The organism is Streptomyces sp. NPDC021096 (assembly GCF_040641275.1).
GTDB lineage: Bacteria > Actinomycetota > Actinomycetes > Streptomycetales > Streptomycetaceae > Streptomyces.
This window is the reverse complement of the sequence record NZ_JBFADG010000006.1, coordinates 19,521-36,765: the sequence shown is the minus strand read 5'-3', so window position 1 is coordinate 36,765 and position 17,245 is coordinate 19,521. Positions and strand designations below refer to the sequence as shown.

At 70.0% G+C, this 17,245-nt stretch carries 14 protein-coding genes; 8 read left to right on the top strand and 6 right to left on the bottom strand.

What is annotated here, in order from left to right; translation table 11 throughout:
• Positions 1–6: 6 nt before the first annotated feature.
• Positions 7–1,008 (top strand): DUF1648 domain-containing protein, encoded by a 1,002-nt coding sequence (locus AB0G59_RS11910; RefSeq protein ID WP_360910552.1) that lies wholly within the window; start codon positions 7–9, stop codon positions 1,006–1,008.
• 1 nt (position 1,009) lies between these two features.
• A complete protein-coding gene (locus AB0G59_RS11905) occupies positions 1,010–1,372 on the top strand; it encodes a GntR family transcriptional regulator (RefSeq protein WP_360910550.1) in 363 nt (120 codons plus the stop codon).
• 14 nt (positions 1,373–1,386) lie between these two features.
• Here the strand turns inward: AB0G59_RS11905 and AB0G59_RS11900 are convergent, their stop codons facing one another.
• Complete coding sequence (locus tag AB0G59_RS11900; protein ID WP_360910548.1) at positions 1,387–1,941, bottom strand: Uma2 family endonuclease; 555 nt, start codon at positions 1,939–1,941, stop codon at positions 1,387–1,389.
• Positions 1,942–2,141: 200 nt separating this feature from the next.
• Here AB0G59_RS11900 and AB0G59_RS11895 point away from each other — a divergent pair, with 200 nt between their 5' ends.
• From AB0G59_RS11895 to AB0G59_RS11875, 5 genes are all read left to right on the top strand, one after another.
• Positions 2,142–3,038: an alpha/beta fold hydrolase gene (locus tag AB0G59_RS11895; protein ID WP_360910546.1), complete on the top strand. Its 897-nt coding sequence runs from the start codon at positions 2,142–2,144 to the stop codon at positions 3,036–3,038.
• Between the two features lie 207 nt (positions 3,039–3,245).
• A complete protein-coding gene (gene acnA, locus AB0G59_RS11890; RefSeq protein ID WP_360910544.1) occupies positions 3,246–5,960 on the top strand; it encodes an aconitate hydratase AcnA in 2,715 nt (904 codons plus the stop codon).
• A 286-nt stretch (positions 5,961–6,246) separates the two neighbouring features.
• On the top strand, positions 6,247–6,528 hold the full coding sequence (locus AB0G59_RS11885; protein ID WP_143170255.1) for a hypothetical protein: 282 nt from the start codon (positions 6,247–6,249) through the stop codon (positions 6,526–6,528).
• 28 nt (positions 6,529–6,556) lie between these two features.
• Positions 6,557–6,895, top strand: coding sequence for a hypothetical protein (locus tag AB0G59_RS11880; RefSeq protein WP_071963377.1), 339 nt, complete (start codon positions 6,557–6,559; stop codon positions 6,893–6,895).
• Positions 6,896–6,999: 104 nt separating this feature from the next.
• Entirely contained in the window at positions 7,000–8,313 is a 1,314-nt protein-coding gene (locus AB0G59_RS11875; RefSeq protein WP_360910542.1) for a hypothetical protein, read from the top strand.
• An 81-nt stretch (positions 8,314–8,394) separates the two neighbouring features.
• Here AB0G59_RS11875 and AB0G59_RS11870 read toward each other — a convergent pair whose 3' ends face one another.
• From AB0G59_RS11870 to AB0G59_RS11850, 5 genes are all read right to left on the bottom strand, one after another.
• Positions 8,395–9,336 (bottom strand): VCBS repeat-containing protein, encoded by a 942-nt coding sequence (locus AB0G59_RS11870; RefSeq protein WP_360910540.1) that lies wholly within the window; start codon positions 9,334–9,336, stop codon positions 8,395–8,397.
• Between the two features lie 129 nt (positions 9,337–9,465).
• On the bottom strand, positions 9,466–10,329 hold the full coding sequence (locus AB0G59_RS11865; RefSeq protein ID WP_360910538.1) for a VCBS repeat-containing protein: 864 nt from the start codon (positions 10,327–10,329) through the stop codon (positions 9,466–9,468).
• 141 nt (positions 10,330–10,470) lie between these two features.
• The gene (locus tag AB0G59_RS11860; RefSeq protein ID WP_360910536.1) at positions 10,471–10,974 is read right to left on the bottom strand and encodes a VCBS repeat-containing protein; all 504 of its coding nucleotides are present in this window, start codon (positions 10,972–10,974) and stop codon (positions 10,471–10,473) included.
• A 57-nt stretch (positions 10,975–11,031) separates the two neighbouring features.
• Positions 11,032–11,364 (bottom strand): hypothetical protein, encoded by a 333-nt coding sequence (locus tag AB0G59_RS11855; protein WP_360910534.1) that lies wholly within the window; start codon positions 11,362–11,364, stop codon positions 11,032–11,034.
• A gap of 18 nt (positions 11,365–11,382) precedes the next feature.
• On the bottom strand, positions 11,383–15,222 hold the full coding sequence (locus AB0G59_RS11850; RefSeq protein ID WP_360910532.1) for a GH92 family glycosyl hydrolase: 3,840 nt from the start codon (positions 15,220–15,222) through the stop codon (positions 11,383–11,385).
• A gap of 576 nt (positions 15,223–15,798) precedes the next feature.
• Between AB0G59_RS11850 and ngcE the strand changes: the two genes are divergently transcribed.
• Positions 15,799–17,235, top strand: coding sequence for an N-acetylglucosamine/diacetylchitobiose ABC transporter substrate-binding protein (gene ngcE / locus AB0G59_RS11845; RefSeq protein ID WP_360910529.1), 1,437 nt, complete (start codon positions 15,799–15,801; stop codon positions 17,233–17,235).
• The last annotated feature ends 10 nt before the right edge of the window (positions 17,236–17,245 follow it).

The window sequence follows — 17,245 nt, the reverse complement described above, 5'->3', positions numbered from 1 at the left end:
ATGAACGTGTCCCTACGACTTGCGAAGGTCCGGCGCCCCGCGCCGCTCGTCGCCGCCGCCTATCTCCTCGCCACCGCCGCCTTTCTGGCGGCCTTTCTGCCACGTCGTGACCGCCTTCCCGACCCCATGGCCACCCACTTCTCCGGAGCCGGTCACGCCGACGGCTACACCGCCCTGGACTCGTTCCCGTATGTCGCTCTCGCACTGCTGCTCGTACCGGCCGCCGTGTTCGCGGGGCTCGCCTACGGCATCGGGCAGGGGCGCACGAGAGCCCTGGTCGCTTTCGGCTACGGCCTCGCCGGGCTGCTCGGCTACCTCCTCTGCGCGCTCGTCCTCGACAACGCGCGGGCAGGCGCCGGGGGAGCCGGGGACGAGGTCCGGCTCGAACTGTGGCGACTGGGCGCCGCCGTGGCCGTCGGCGCGGCGGCCGGCGGCCTCGGATGGCTGCTCGCGGGCCGGGACGCACCGCCCGCCCGGGAGCCGGAGGCCTCCGGCTCCGCCGCGCCCCGCCTCGAGCTCCGCGAGGGCGAGGCCGTGACCTGGACCCGGTCCATCGGCTCCCGCTCCCTGCGCGTGGCAGGCCTGGCGCTGGCTCTGCCGGGCGCGGGCCTCGGCCTCCTCGCCGGCTGGGGCGCCGGCGTCGGCCTGTTCATCGGCGGACTGGTGACCTTCGCCTTCTCCGCCGCCCGCGTCACCGTCGACCGGCATGGCCTGACCGCGCACCTCCCCTGGCTGCCCCGCCCGAGGCTACGCGTCCCCCTCGCCCGTATCGAGAGCGTGACCAGCCGGCACATCGACGCCCTCGCCGACCTCGGGGGCTGGGGCTACCGCGTCGTACCCGGCCGCAGCGGACTCGTCCTGCGCTCCGGCGACGCCCTGGTGGCCCGCCTGACCACCGGCAGCGAATTCGTCGTCACCGTCGACGACGCGGCCACCGCCGCCGCACTGCTCGACGCCCTGGCCGCCCGGGCCCGCGACCACGCCGACCACGCCGACCACGGGGCCTGACGTGCTCATCCGCCTCGACCCCGGCTCCCCGCTCCCACTCGGCGACCAGATCGCCGCCGCCGTCCGCGGCGCCATCGCCGACGGCTCCGTCCACCCCGGCGAACGCCTCCCCGCCGCCCGCGCCCTGGCCGACTCCCTCGGCGTCAACGTCCACACCGTCCTGCGCGGCTACCAGCGCCTGCGCGAGGAGGGCCTGATCGAACTGCGCCGCGGCCGCGGCGCGGTGGTGGCCACGGGCCCCGCTCCCCCCGTACGGGCCCGGCTGGTCGAGGGCCTGCGCGACCTGATCGCGGACGCGCGGGCGCTGGGCATGTCGGACGACGAGGTGGTGGAGCTGGTACGCAGGGGGCTGACAGTGGGCTGAACGGCGCCCTTCCGTCAGAACTGGGAGGTGTCCAGCTTGACGCCGAAGGGCTCGGGGAGATGGATGGGCTCGCCGAACGGCAAGGGGCCTTCTGTCTGTGTGTAGCCGAGCTCTCCCGGTTCGCTGAAGAGGGTGCACGCGCGTTCTTGCCGGTCCACGAGGAGGTACAGCGGGGCGCCGTACTCGGCGTAGCGGCGGCGCTTGACGATCCGGTCAGTGTCGCCGTTCGATTCGGAGGTGACTTCGACGATGAGCAGGGTCTGGTCAGGGACCAGAGCACCGGCATCCTTGGCCAAGTCGCTCGGGACGACAGCCACATCCGGGATGTACCAGTTGGGGGTACCGGGGAGATCCAGGTCACCGGAGCCCGAGATGCAGTCCAGTCTCCGCACTGCGGGTTCGATCTGCCTGCGGATCGAATCGGCTGCGGATTCGTGGCTCCAGCTCGGCGACATCAATGCGATTACCCCCTCGACGATCTGCACTCGATCTCCCTCGATGTGCTGGATCGCGTACTTCAGCGCGGTTTCGGGGTCGTCGGCTGCGTAGGAGTGAGGTTGTGCGCTCATTCGGTCCTCCCGCGGACATCGTGGTTGCAGCATGACGACTGCCTCGGGTCTAACGCAAACAGCCCTGAAGATCCGGCTTTTGAGCCCCCCCGCCACTCGTACAGGTGAACCACCCCCGACCGAAGCGCACAACAGGCACCCTGCGAAGATCGGCCCAGCGGTGGCCGCGCGGGCGGTCGTCTGAACGGGGAGGCAGGGTTATGGCCGACAAGATCAGTTCCTTCGCCGATGACGCGGCGCGCACGCGCGTACTGGCCGCCTACGACCGGGCCATGGCGCACTGGCCGCAGCCGCGCGGGGAACGTGACGTCGAGACCCGCTTCGGGGCCACGCGCGTGTACTCCTACGGCACCGGCGACGGCATTCCCGTCGTCCTGCTGCACGGGCAGAGCGCGACGCCGGCCGAGTGGGCGCCGCACGTGGCCGCGCTCGCCGAAGGGCGGACCGTGCTGGCCGTCGACCGGGTGGGGGAGCCGGGGTACAGCACCCAGACCGCGCCGATCACCACGCAGGACGACACGGCGGCCTGGCTGGAGGAGGTCCTCGCCGGGCTCGGTCTGGAGCGGGCGCACCTCGTGGGCCACTCGTACGGCGGCTGGGTGGCGCTCAACCAGGCCGTACGGTTCCCCGGCCGCGTCGTCTCCGTGAGCGCCTACGACCCGCCGCGCGCCCTCGCGCCGCTGCGGGCGGGCTTCGTCCTGGGGGCCATCGCCGGCCTTCTGCCCGGCGGGGAGAACTTCCAGCGCCGGTGGATCACCCGGCTCGTCGGCGGGACCGGCGCGGCCCCGGAGGTCGAGGAGGACCAGACGGAGCTGACCCTGGAGGCGATACGCGGCCACCGCGTGCGGCTGCTGCCGCCGCCGTCCATGAGCGACGAGGAACTGCGCTCCCTCAAGACACCGGCCCTGATCATGCTCGGCGCGGAGAGCGCGGTCCACGACGCCCGCCGTGCCGAGGCCCGGGCGAGCGCCCTCATGCCGGACGTACGGACCGAGATCGTGCCGGGGGCCGGACACGGCATTCCGGTGGAGCTGCTGAACAGCCGGGTGCCCGCGTTCGTGCGCGAGGTGGAGCAGGGCCTCGCAGGGCAGGACTGACGGCTTCGGCGCACGCTCGGCCCATCTGGGCATGACCGTTTCGCAGCGATGTACTAGAGTTATCTCGACATCGAGATATCTGCCGAGAGGCGTACCGCTGTCGCGCCAGTAAGGCGTACCTAACTTAGGCACACCTTAGCGGATCCGCGCGGTGTCGGGGCGGCAGGATTGCCGCAGTACGCGAATTCATGCATGAAGGAGACTGTCGTGTCGGCGAACAGCTTCGACGCCCGCAGCACGCTGCAGGTGGGCGACGAGTCGTACGAGATCTTCAAGCTGGACAAGGTCGAGGGCTCCGCCCGCCTGCCCTACAGCCTGAAGGTGCTGCTGGAGAACCTGCTCCGCACGGAGGACGGCGCGAACATCACCGCCGACCACATCCGCGCGCTGGGCAACTGGGACTCGCAGGCCCAGCCCAGCCAGGAGATCCAGTTCACGCCGGCCCGCGTGATCATGCAGGACTTCACCGGCGTCCCCTGCGTCGTCGACCTCGCCACCATGCGTGAGGCCGTCAAGGAGCTCGGCGGCGACCCGGCGAAGGTCAACCCGCTCTCCCCGGCCGAGCTGGTCATCGACCACTCCGTCATCGCCGACAAGTTCGGCACGAAGGACGCCTTCGGCCAGAACGTCGAGCTGGAGTACGGCCGCAACAAGGAGCGCTACCAGTTCCTGCGCTGGGGCCAGACCGCCTTCGACGACTTCAAGGTCGTCCCCCCGGGCACCGGCATCGTCCACCAGGTGAACATCGAGCACCTGGCCCGTACGGTCATGGTCCGCAACGGCCAGGCCTACCCCGACACGCTCGTCGGCACCGACTCGCACACCACCATGGTCAACGGCCTCGGCGTGCTCGGCTGGGGCGTCGGCGGCATCGAGGCCGAGGCCGCGATGCTCGGCCAGCCGGTCTCCATGCTCATCCCGCGCGTCGTCGGCTTCAAGCTGACCGGTGAGCTCCCGGCCGGCACCACCGCCACCGACCTCGTCCTCACGATCACCGAGATGCTGCGCAAGCACGGCGTCGTCGGCAAGTTCGTCGAGTTCTACGGCGAGGGCGTCGCCGCCACCTCGCTGGCCAACCGCGCCACCATCGGCAACATGTCGCCGGAGTTCGGCTCCACCGCCGCGATGTTCCCGATCGACGGCGAGACGCTGAAGTACCTCAAGCTCACCGGCCGCTCCGAGCAGCAGGTCGCGCTCGTCGAGGCGTACGCCAAGGAGCAGGGCCTCTGGCTCGACCCGGCCGCCGAGCCCGACTTCTCCGAGAAGCTCGAGCTCGACCTCTCCACGGTCGTCCCCTCCATCGCCGGCCCCAAGCGCCCGCAGGACCGCATCGTCCTCGCCGACGCCGCCGCGCAGTTCGAGCGTGACGTCCTCAACTACGTCTCCACCGCCGACGAGGCGGGCGAGGAGTCCTTCCCGGCCTCCGACTCCCCGGCCGCGGCCAACGGCGTGCCGACCAACCCGGTCACCGTCACCGCCCCCGACGGCTCGACGTACGAGATCGACCACGGCGCCGTCACCGTCGCCGCGATCACCTCCTGCACCAACACCTCGAACCCCTACGTCATGGTCGCCGCCGCGCTCGTGGCCAAGAAGGCGGTCGAGAAGGGCCTGACCCGCAAGCCGTGGGTCAAGACCACCCTCGCCCCGGGCTCCAAGGTCGTCACCGACTACTTCGACAAGGCGGGCCTGACCCCCTACCTCGACAAGGTCGGCTTCAACCTCGTCGGCTACGGCTGCACCACCTGCATCGGCAACTCCGGCCCGCTGCCGGAGGAGGTCTCCAAGGCCGTCAACGACCACGACCTGGCCGTCACCTCGGTGCTCTCCGGCAACCGCAACTTCGAGGGCCGGATCAACCCCGACGTCAAGATGAACTACCTGGCGTCCCCGCCGCTGGTCGTCGCCTACGCCCTCGCCGGCTCCATGAAGGTGGACATCACCAAGGACGCCCTCGGTATCGACACCGACGGCAACCCGGTCTTCCTCAAGGACATCTGGCCCTCCGAGGCCGAGGTCAACGACGTCGTGGCCAACGCCATCGGCGAGGACATGTTCAACAAGTCCTACCAGGACGTCTTCGCGGGCGACGCCCAGTGGCAGGCGCTGCCGATCCCCACCGGCAACACCTTCGAGTGGGACACCGAGTCCACCTACGTCCGCAAGCCCCCGTACTTCGAGGGCATGACGATGGACACCACCCCGGTCACCGACATCACCGGTGCCCGCGTGCTGGCGAAGCTGGGCGACTCGGTCACCACCGACCACATCTCCCCGGCCGGTGCCATCAAGGCCGACACCCCGGCCGGCAAGTACCTCACCGAGCACAGTGTCGAGCGTCGTGACTTCAACAGCTACGGCTCGCGCCGTGGCAACCACGAGGTCATGATCCGCGGTACGTTCGCCAACATCCGCCTGCGCAACCAGATCGCGCCGGGCACCGAGGGCGGCTTCACCCGCGACTTCACCCAGGCGGACGCGCCGGTGTCGTTCATCTACGACGCCTCGCGCAACTACATCGAGCAGGGCATCCCGCTGGTCGTCCTGGCCGGCAAGGAGTACGGCTCCGGCTCGTCCCGCGACTGGGCCGCCAAGGGCACCGCGCTGCTCGGCGTCAAGGCCGTCATCGCCGAGTCCTACGAGCGCATCCACCGCTCGAACCTCATCGGCATGGGCGTCCTGCCCCTGCAGTTCCCCGAGGGCGCCTCGGCCGAGTCCCTGGGCCTGACCGGCGAGGAGACCTTCGCCTTCACCGGTGTGACCGAGCTCAACGAGGGCCGCACGCCCCGCACGGTCAAGGTCACCACCGACACCGGCGTGGAGTTCGACGCGGTCGTCCGCATCGACACCCCGGGTGAGGCGGACTACTACCGCAACGGCGGCATCATGCAGTACGTGCTGCGCTCGCTGATCCGCAAGTAAGCGGTTCCGGCGGCACAGCCGAGCGGTTGAGGGCCGCACCCCGTCTCGTACGGGGTGCGGCCCTTCCGCGTGCAGGGCCCTGCTCCCTGCTCCCTGCTCCCTGCTCCCTGCTTCAGAGGAACCGTTCCGGCCGCGCGGGCGGGCGTGCGTTCCCCTTGCACCTTCTTGTGCCACCCCCCAACACGACCGGGTGATCAGGGGGTTGGAGAGGTGTTGCGTATTCCGCTCCTGGTTAGGCTCCCGCCCGGGACGACGCGAGGTGTCGTCCCAGAGGGAGGGGTGAGCGATGGGAACCGCCGTGACCTTCGGCGAACTCGGCCGGCTGTGCGGTGAGGAGCTTCCCCCGCGGATCGCGCTGTCGAGTGTGCTGTCGGCGGCAGGCACCACGGGCACCGAGCAACCCGTGTATCCGACGCTCGTGAAAACGGACCACGGAACGACGGTGGCCTACGCCTGTCAATACCGGCAGAACGCGGGCAACTCTCCCCTGCTCATTGCGCTGGGACTCGCTTCCAGCAACCCCGGTTACAGCACCACGTGTATTCCTGCGGCCATCTCCAGCCGCTGACCGCCGCTTTTCTAGAAGGGGTACGGACATGGAAAACGCCATCAGCTTCGAGGAACTCGACACCATCGCGGGCGAGGTGCTGCCCGAGCGGACCGTCATGGGCATCATCGCCACTCCGCTCGGCCTCGCCGGGCCGGGTGATCCCGCCGGCGGCGCGGGCGCCGGTGCCGGAGCCAGCAGCTCCGCGGCGGCCTCGGGCGGCGGCGTGTACGCCCCGCCGGCGTCCGACCACGGCACCACGATGCTGTCGGCCTGCCAGTCCGTGGACCGGCAGCAGCCCGCCGGCCTGCTGAGCTCGCTCAGCCTGCACTCCCAGAACCCCGCCACCGGCCTGCACTGCGTCCCGGCGGCCGTCTCCAGCCACTGATCGCCTAGCGGCTCGCCGTACGCGCCCGGGGAAGGGCCGGGATCCCTCCGGTCCTTCCCCGCCACCGCGCGGGCCGTCCGCCAGCCATCCCACGGAGAGCGCCCATGTCACTGCCATCCGCCTCGCGCACCGACGAAGCCGGGCGGGTGGGGGAGCCCGCGCTGGTGGCCGGCATCGAATTGGTCGGCGAGTTCGAGGACTCCGGCTACCGTGAGCCGCCCCACCTGGTCTGCCGCCCGGACGGCCAGATCGTCCGGCTCCCGCCCCTGCTCTACCAGGTCGTACGGGCGCTGGACGACCGGCACCACCAGGACTGCGAGCGGGAACCGGTCATGGTGCGCGTGGCCGCCGAACTCTCCCGCGAGAGCGGCCGCCAATTCACCGAGGAACACGTCGCGTTCCTCGTCGACAAAAAGCTCGCCCCTCTCGGCGTCACCACCCACAGCGACGGCTCGCCGCCTCCGCCCATCGTGAGAAGCGACCCGTTCCTTGCCTTCCGGTTCCGGCTGGCGGTGGTGCCGGAGCAGGTGACCTGGTTCCTCTCCGGCCTTTTCGCCTGGCTGTTCCGCCCCCTGGTGGCGGCCGGCGCTCTCGGTGCGTTCGTGGGCTGCGAGGCATGGCTGTGGGCGACCCAGGACACCGGTGCCGCGCTGCGATCAGTGCTCTTCTCCCCGGCCAACGTGCTGCTCGTCGTCTTCCTGGCCATCGCCTCCTGCGCGTTCCACGAAATGGGCCACGGTGCGGCGTGCCGCTACGGAGGGGTGCGTCCCGGCGCCATGGGATGCGGCATCTACCTCGTGTGGCCCGCCTTCTACACCGACATCACCAACTCCTACCGGCTGGGCCGCGCGGGCCGCATCCGGACCGACCTGGGCGGCGTCTACTTCAACGCGCTCTTCGCCCTGGCCCTGATCGCCGCCTACGGGGCGACCGGCTTCCAGCCCCTCCTGGTGGCCATCTTCTGCGTCCACCTCGAGATGATCCAGCAGCTTCTCCCCACGCTGCGGTTCGACGGCTACTACATCGTCGCGGACCTGATCGGCATCCCCGACCTCTTCAAATACATCGGCCCCATCCTCCAGAGGTTCCTGCTCCGCCGCCCACAGGACGAACGGCTCCGGGCCCTCAAACGGCGGCCGCAGATCGTCGTCGCCGTCTGGGTCATGTTCCTGATCCCGGTGCTCCTCCTCCAGTTGGGCATGGTGCTCGTCCATCTGCCCCAACTGCTCCGGGCGGACTGGCAGAAGATCAATTTCCTGATGGAGACCGCCACGGCTACGGGTAACCCCGTTCTTGGCGTGACCTCGGCTTGCCTGCAGAGCCTGCTGCTCGTCCTGCCGATTGCGGGGTTGGCGTTGGCGCTGGTGCCGGTGGTGCGGGGGTTGGTGCGCCTCGCCTGGAGAACGATGCGGCGGTAGGGGCCGCCGGGCAAGCGGAAGGGCCGCACCCGGGGGTGCGGCCCTTCGCCGTGACGTCATGCGGCCGGATCAGAACCCGGATCAGAACATCGTGCTGTACTGGTCCCAGCCGCCGCCGATCTTCGTGCGGTTCTCGAAGGGGTCGGTGGCGTTGCCGTTGCCCTTGTAGAGCCACAGGACGCCGGTCTTGTCGCGGGCGAGCATGTCGCTGCGGCCGTCGGAGTTCATGTCGCCGATGGACACGAGGGTGTCGTAGATGTCCCAGCCGGGGCCGACCTTGACGCGGCTGGCGAAGGGGTCCTTGTAGTCGCCGGTGCCCTTGTAGAACCACAGGACGCCGGACTTGTCCTTGGCGACCATGTCGGCCTTGCCGTCGCCGTTGAGGTCGCCGCGGCCGGCGATGTCGGTGTAGATGTCCCAGCCGGGGCCGACGCGGTATCGGTCGCTGAGGGTGCCGTCCGGGTGGGCGAGGTAGATCCACAGCACGCCCGACTTGTCGCGGGCGAGGATGTCGGACTCGCCGGCGCCACCGAGGTTGCCCGGGGACATGATGCGGTCGTAGATGTCCCAGCCGCCGCCGATGGTCACGGTCTGTGGGCTGACGCCGTTGTTGTAGTACAGCGTGCCAGTCTTGGCCTGGCTGTAGAGGCCGTCGGGGAAGCCGTCCTGGTTGTGGTCGACGCGCGTGGCCCCGGCCATGATCTGCCAGCCGGTGATGACGCGCGGGCTGCGGTCGCCGAGTGCGCCCTGACCGTCGGCCTTGTACATGTAGACGTCGCCGGACCGGTCGGCGACCGTCAGCGGGAAGACAGGGGCGTCGGCCCGCGGCTGTGAGACGGCTGCCTGCGGGGCGGCCTGCGTCCGGACGCCGGCCTCGGCGGCCTTCTGCGTCGACGGGGTGGCGGGTGCCGGGGTGTCAGCGACAGCCGTGCCGGCGGTCGTGCCGAGCAGTGCGGCGGCTATCGCCGCGGTGGCGAGGCGGGACAGAGCGCGTCCGCGCTTGCGGCCCGGAAGATTCCCCACGTAGTTCTCCTATGCCGATGTGAAAGATCGCGGCGCCCCTGGTCGGGGACGCCGCGAGATTCCTGGATCATTGCACAGGATCTTCACAAGAAGGCGGGCCGCACCCCTCGAGGGTGCGGCCCGTCCGGTTTAGAAGAAGTTGTTGTACTGGCCCCAGCCGCCGCCGATGCGGACGCGGCTCTCGAAGGGGTCGGTGGCGTTGCCGTTGCCCTTGTAGAGCCACAGGACGCCGGCGGTGTCGCGGGCGAGCATGTCGCTGCGGCCGTCGCCGTTCACGTCACCGCTGGAGACGAGGGTGTTGAAGATGTTCCAGCCGCTGCCGACCTTGACGCGGCCTTCGAACGGGCTCTGGTAGTTGCCGGTGCCCTTGTAGAACCAGAGGACGCCCGCCTTGTCCTTGGCGACGATGTCGGTCTTGCCGTCGCCGTTGAGGTCGCCGCGGCCGGCCATGTCGGTGAACATGTCCCAGCCGGGGCCGACGCGGTAGCGGTCGCTCAGGGTGCCGTCCGGGCGCCCCTGGTAGATCCAGAGCACGCCGGACTTGTCGCGGGCGAGGACGTCGGGCTCCTTGGTGCCGCCGAGGTTGCCCGGGGAGAGGAGGCGGTCGTAGATGTTCCAGCCGCCGCCGACGTAGACGGCGTCCGACTCGCCGGCTTGGTCCGTGGTGTCGGCGAAGCCCAGGGAGCCGTCGGACAGCCGGAGGTACGCGTGGTCCGCGCTGCCGTTCTGGTCCTGGTCGGTCTGCATGGTCGCGGTGACATCGGTCCACTCGTTGTCGACCAGCTTGCGGTCGCCGAAGCCGCCCAGACCGTTGGGCTGGTACTCGTAGAGCTCGCCGGACGACTTGGCCGCCATCAGCGGGAAGCTGGGCACCGCGGCGGTGGGGGCGGCGGATGCGGTACCGGCGGTGGTACCGACCAGTGCGGCGGCTATCGCCGCGGTGGCGAGACGCGACAGGGCGCGCCCGCGCTTGCGGCCGGAGGAAAGGGCCACGTAGTTCTCCAAAAGGGAGGGACGAGAAGCGGCGCCCTCGACGGGCGCCGCTGGATTCCCCGGATCATTACACAGCGCTTTTCCGCCACTTCAGGAAGGTGGCGGAAAAGCGTGTCCCACGTGCTCGGGGGCGCTGTGGGATCAGCACATCATGCGGTACTGGTCCCAGCCGCCACCGATCTTCGTGCGGTTGCCGAAGGGGTCGGTGGCGTTGCCGTTGCCCTTGTAGAGCCACAGGACGCCGGACTTGTCGCGGGCGAGTAGGTCGCTGCGGCCGTCCTTGTCGACGTCGCCCGTGCTCACGAGCTTGTCGTACTGGTTCCAGCCGCCGCCGACCTTGACGCGGTCGGTGAATGGAGACGTGGAGTTGCCAGTGCCCTTGTAGAGCCAGAGGCCGCCGTCGCGGTCCTTGGCGACGATGTCGGCCTTGCCGTCGCCATTGAGGTCACCCTTGCCGGTGATGTCGGTGTACTGGTCCCAACCGGGGCCGACGCGGTAGGGGTCCTCCAGGGTGGCGTCCGGACGGGCCGGGTAGAGCCACAGCACGCCCGACTTGTCACGGGCCAGGAGGTCGGACTGGATCGAGGCGCCGAGGTCGCCGGGGCAGAGGACACGGTTGTAGACGTCCCAGCCGGGGCCGATCACCTTGTTGCCGAGGGCACCGCGGTAGTCCAGCAGGCTGTTGTCACTGCCCTGGTGGTACTAGCCATCCATCTCACCGTTGCGGTCGTGGTCGACGGTGGCGGTGTCCGAGACGCGCGGCGAACCGAAGAAGCCGTAGGTCTCGCGGTCCTCGAAACCGCCCCGGCCGTTCGGCTGGTAGTTGTAGACGTCTCCGTCGCGGTTGACCGCGAACAGCGGGAATTGGGGAGCGTTGGCCGACGCCGCCACGGGCTTCGGAGTGATCTGTCCGCCTGCCGGGCTGTCGGCGGCCGCCGTTCCGGCGGTGAGGCCGGCCAGGGCGGCGGCTATCGCGGTGGCGCTGACGACGCCCGACAGCGCCCGCCCGCGCTTACGGCCGAAGAGAATCCCCATGTAATGCCCCCCCCCGGCTCAACCCGGCGTCCCCAACAGCTCCACCTCCGCCAGCCTCGCCTCGCTCCCCGATCCCCCCGAGCCCCCCGAACTCCCCAGCGCCTCCAGCCGGTAGTGCCGGTACGCCCCCGGTGCCCGGACCTCGAAGGGGCGGGTCTGGCGGTTCCAGGTGAAGGATTCGCCCGTGCGGTGGTCGAGGTCGGTCCAGTGGGTGCCGTCCGTGGAGCCGCGCAGGACCCAGGCGGTCGGGGCCTTCGTGCGGTCCGAGGAGGTGAGGGTGTAGGTCGTCACCCGGGATGAGGGTGATGTCAGGGGGAGGTCGGTCGTCGTGAGGGGGGCGTCCGTGCGGGAGTGGTCGTCCGTCAGGGCCGAGTCGCCGGGGAGGGTGACGTCCGACAGGGGGGAGGGGACCTTGTCGTCCTGGGTGATCGAGGTGGGGGCGGCCCTTTCGGTCGTGCCCCAGGACGACGGCCTCGGGCCCATGGCGAACTCCAGGGTGGCGCCCTTGGCCAGGAGGGAGTGGGGGAGGGCGGTGGAGTCCCAGGAGCGGCCGTTGACGCGGAGGGACTGGACGTAGAGGTTGCGGGCGCTGTTGCGGGGGGCCTTGACCACCAGGTCGCGGCCGTTGTCCAGGTGGACGGTGGCCTTGGTGAACAAGGGGGCGCCGACCGCGTACTCGCCCTGGCCCATCACCAGCGGGTAGAAGCCGAGCGCGCCGAAGACGTACCAGGCCGACATCTCGCCGTTGTCCTCGTCGCCCGGGTAGCCCTGGCCGATCTCGCTGCCGAGGTAGAGCCGGGAGAGGACCTCGCGGACCTTCTCCTGGGTCTTCCACGGCTGCCCGGCGGCGTCGTAGAGGTAGGCGACGTGGTGGGAGGGCTGATTGCTGTGGCCGTACATGCCCATGCGGACGTCCCGGGCCTCCGTCATCTCATGGATGACGCCGCCGTAGGAGCCCGCGAACTCCGGGTCGCCCGTCTCGGGCGTGGAGAAGTAGGCGTCGAGCTTCTTCGCCAGGCCCGTACGGCCGCCGTAGAGGTTGGCGAGGCCGCGGGTGTCCTGGGGGGCGGTGAAGGCGAAGTTCCAGCCGTTGGCCTCGGTGTAGTCGTGGCCCCAGACGCGGGGGTCGTAGGAGTCCGGTCCGAGCCGCCAGGCGCCGCTCTCGTCCTTGCCCTGGAAGAAGCCGATCCGGGAGTCGAAGTGCTTGACGTAGCCGCGGGCGCGGTTGAGGAAGTAGGCGGACTCCTCGCGGTAGCGGGGCTTGTGCGTCCGTTGGTAGAGGGCCTGGCCCATCCTCGCCAGGCCGAAGTCGTTGAGGTAGCCCTCCAGCGCCCAGGACGTGCCCTCGCGGATCCTGGTGCTCGTGTAGCCGAGGAAGACGGAGGTCTCCATGCCCTTGCGGCCGGTGCCGGGGTCGTCGGGGGCGACGGTCGCGTTCTTCAGCGCGGCCTCGTACGCCGCCTCGGCGTCGAAGGCGACGCCCTTGACGTGGGCGTCGGCGAAGGCGACGTCCGAGCTGGTGCCCGTCATCAGGTCGGCGTAGCCGGGGGAGGACCAGCGGGAGATCCAGCCGCCGTCCTTGTACTGCTGGACGAACCCGTCGACCAGCTTGCCGGCCAGCTTGGGGGTGAGGAGGGAGTAGGCGGGCCAGGCGGTGCGGTAGGTGTCCCAGAAGCCGTTGTTGACGTACACCTGCCCGTCGATGATCCTCGCGCCGGTCGTCGTCGGGGTGTCCTCGCCCGCCGGCGGTGAGAAGGGGCTGGCGTAACGCAGGCGTGGGCGCCGCGCCGTGCCGGTGTTCTCGTGGCCGGAGTTGGGATACAGGTACAGGCGGTAGAGGCTGGAGTAGAGGGTGGTGAGCTGGTCGCGGCTCGCGCCCTCGACCTCGACGCGGCCGAGGATGGCGTCCCACGCGGCGCGGGCGCGGTCGTGGACGCTGCCGAAGGAGGTGCTCGCCGGGATCTCCTGCTCCAGGTTGGCCTTCGCCTGGTCGACGCCGATGAGGGAGGTCGCGATGCGCAGGGTGACGGTACGGGCCCGGGCCGGCGCGAAGCGCAGATAGCCGGTCACGCCGTCGGCGGCGTCGCCCCCGGCGTCCCCCTTGACCTTGCCGCCCGCGGTGACGGGCGAGTCGAAGACGCCGTAGACGAAGAGGCGGCCGGCGCCCTTGGACAGTCCGCTCCGGACGTCGGAATAGGCGGTGAAGGACCTGCCGGCCGGGTCGAGGGTCAGACCGCCCTTGTTCTTGACGTTGTCAAGGATGACGCTGGCATTGTCGCCCGGAAAGGTGAAACGCATCATCGCGGCGTGGTCGCTGGGGACGATCTCGGCCTTCAGGCCGTTCTCGAAGGTGACGCCGTAGTAGTGCGGCCGGGCGATTTCGCGGGAGTGCCGGAAGGGGAGGGCGCGTGCGGAGCGTGAGGCGGAGGGGATGTCCGGGGCCACCGAGGGCATGACCTGGAAGGTCTGCCGGTCGCCCATCCAGGGGCTCGGCTGATGGCTCGCGCCGAAGGCCTGGACGGTGGGGAGGTTGTCGGGGTTGTTGGTGGCCGCGTACTGGTAGAGCCAGTCCATGGAGCCCGCGTTGGTGAGGGGGGTCCAGAAGGTGAAGCCGTGCGGGACGGCGGTGGCCGGGAAGGTGTTGCCGCGCGAGAAGTTCGAGCTGGAGTGGGTGCCGCGCGTGGTGAGGGCCCAGTCCGCCGGGTGGGCCGGGGCCTTCTCGCGGGGGGCCGGGGCGAGCGAGATGTCGTCCACCCAGCCCCGGAACTTCGCGGGGCCGACCGGGGAGTCGTAGGCGATCAGGACGCGCTCGACGGTCTTGCCGGCGGCGACGGCCCCGATGTGCGACTCCTTGTTGTTCCACTGATTGACGTAGAGCGTCCGGGAGGCGGCCTGGCCCTGCGGGGTCAGCCGCGCGCCGTGCTGATCGACGGCGCCCAGGTCGCTGAGGTAGGTGCCGTCGGTGAAGGCGAGGTCGATCGAGACATGGGTGGCCGGGTAGCGGGCGTCCCGCTCGGGCATGGAGGGGAAGACCTTGTACGACAGCAGGGTCCTCGGCGTGACCTTGGTGCGTACGCCGAAGACCTTGTTGTACGAGTAGCCGCGCCCGGTGGCCTGGTGCACGCCCCCGTAGCGCAGCGCGTGGGTGCCGGTGAAGCCCACGCGGGCCTTGGCGGTGGGGGAGCCGGTCGGGCCCCGGTCGACGTGGCTGCGCATGTCGGGGGGCGGGGGAGTGCCGTTGCCGCCCGTGGCCAGCTGCACCTCGGCGAGCTGCAGGACGGGCTCGCCGCTGTTACGGGTTATCTCCAGGCGGTACTGCCGGTAGGCGGTGGTGCCCTCGAAGGAGAACTCCCGGGTCTGCAGGCGCCTTTCGAAGCTCTGGTCCCGGCGGGAGTCGAGGGTCGTCCAGTTCTTTCCGTCGTCGGAGCCCTTGAGCGTCCAGTCCCGGGGGTCCCGGCCGGGGGCGTCGTTCGCGGAGGTCAGGGCGTAGCGCACGGCCTTGACCGGCTGGGCCAGCTCGAATTCCAGCCAGGCGGCCCGCTCGAAGTCGAGCCATTTGGTCGCGCTCTCCCCGTCGATCAGGTTCTCCTTCACCTCCCCCGCCTCGGCGTGCTCGCCGCTGGCGCGGACGGCGGTGACCCGGTCGGTGACATTGCCGGGGATGCCGCTGGTGTCGTCGCCGTCGACCCCCGCGGAGCGTCTGCGTCCGTCGGGGCCGGTCTCGACGGCGTTGCGCCAATCGGGCTGCGGCTCGCCCGCCTCGAAGGACGAGGCGAAGCGCTCGCTCGCCGCAGCTCCGGGCCCCGGAGGGCCCGCCGACACGGCTCCGCCCTGCGTGACCTGAGCCGTCGTCACCATTACGGTGGCCAGGAGGAGGGCCGCGGGGCGGGCCCATCGGCGCCCTCGGCGGCGGTTTCCGAGCCTGAGTCGCATCCCTTGCCTCTCCACGAAGCTGCCTCCACGAAGCCTCGAAGCCCACCGAATCCGACAACGTTGTCACCCGAGTCGCGCAGTGTTAAGTAGGGCGTGAGACACCAGTGGTGTCAAGGGTCTCGGGGCTGGTGTCGCGCGGCGCGCCCGCGTCCGGTCGGCCGCGCGGGCCGGGCGCGGCGCACCTGCCGGACGCCATGGCGCCACAGCCGCCCGCCGGGGCCGGCGCGAGGTCTCAACTCGGGAAAGACTGAGGGTCAAAGCCGCTTCGATCTTGCCCAGTTGATCGGAGTGGACTATACCTGTCGGCGTCCGGGGCGCTCGTCATGCGCCCCGCGGACCCGGGGGAGCGCGGCGGCCGGCATCGTCGCGGGGGACCTCGCCCCGGCGCACACCCAGCACCACGCTTCAACTGACCCGCGGTGTCGGGCCCTTCGCCGTCGGCGAGTTCGCTAGGGGAGACCGCCACACCGCCTGAGTCCTGGAGAAGGCGAGGACTTGAGCATGGGATCCACCCCGGAATTCAGCCGGCGCGACCTGATCAAGCGGGCGGCGGCCATCGGCCTGATCGCGGTGCCGACGATGAGCGCGCTGAGCGCCTGTGCGAGCGGCGACAGCGGCGACGGCGGCAAGCAGGTCGACAAGGGCAAGAAGAGCGAGAAGAACCCGCTCGCGGTCAACGAGAGCGCACCGCTCGACGTCGTCATCTTCGACGGCGGCTTCGGCCAGCAGTACGCCAAGGACGCCGAGGCCGAGTACCAGAAGGCCTTCCCGAAGTCCACGGTCAAGCACTCCGCCACCCAGGAGATCCAGACCCAGCTCCAGCCCCGCTTCAACGGCGGCACCCCGCCCGACCTCATCGACAACTCCGGCGCCAAGCAGATGGACATGGGCACCCTGGTCGGCAAGAAGCAGCTGACCGATCTCAACGCCCTGCTGGACGCGCCCTCCTACGACGACCCGTCCCGGAAGGTACGCGAGACCCTGCGCCCGGGCGTGGTGGAGATGGGCCAGTTCGACGGCAGCGAGACCTGGATCCTGTACTACGCCTACACCGTCTACGGCGTCTGGTACTCGAGGACGAACCTGCAGAAGCTCGACGCGCAGTACCCCGAGACCTGGGACGAGATGCTCAAGGTCTGCGAGGCCGCGAAGAAGAAGGGCATCGCCGGCTGGACGTACGCGGGCAAGCACCCGTACTACCTGCCGTTCAGCCTCTACCCCTTCATCGCCAAGATCGGCGGCGTGGAGGTGCTGACCAGGATCGACAACCTGGAGCCCAACGCCTGGAAGGACCCGGCCGTGAAGTCGGCCTTCGAGGCGTACTACGAGCTCTACAAGAAGGGCTACATCCTCCAGGGCACCCCGGGCCTGACCCACATCGAGTCGCAGACCGCCTGGAACGAGGGCAAGGCCCTGTTCATCCCCAACGGCTCCTGGGTGGAGAACGAGTCGAAGAAGACCACCCCCAAGGACTTCCAGATGGCGGTCGCGGCCCCCTCCAGCCTCGACAAGAGCGGCGACAAGCTGCCCTTCGGCACCCTCTGGGCCTCCGGCGGCGAGCCCTTCATCGTGCCGAAGAACGCCAAGAACCCCCAGGGCGGCATGGAGTTGCTGCGCACCATGCTGGGAAGGAAGTCCTCGCAGAACTTCATCAAGTCCGTCTCCTCGCTCACCTCGCTCAACGGCGGCACCGAAGGCCTCTCCCTCCCGCCGGGCCTCGCCTCCTCCCAGGAGGCGCTCACCAAGGCCGGCAAGAACGTCGTCAACCCCCGGATCCAGGACTGGTACGTCGCGCTGCAGAAGGAGAAGATCGGCGTCGGGGCGCTCGGCGAGATGATGGCCGGACGGCTGACGCCCGACGAGGCGATCAGCAAGATCCAGCGATATGCCGACGAGACCGCCAAGGACAGCGCCGTCAAGAAGTACAAGCACAAGTGAGCGGTGGCGG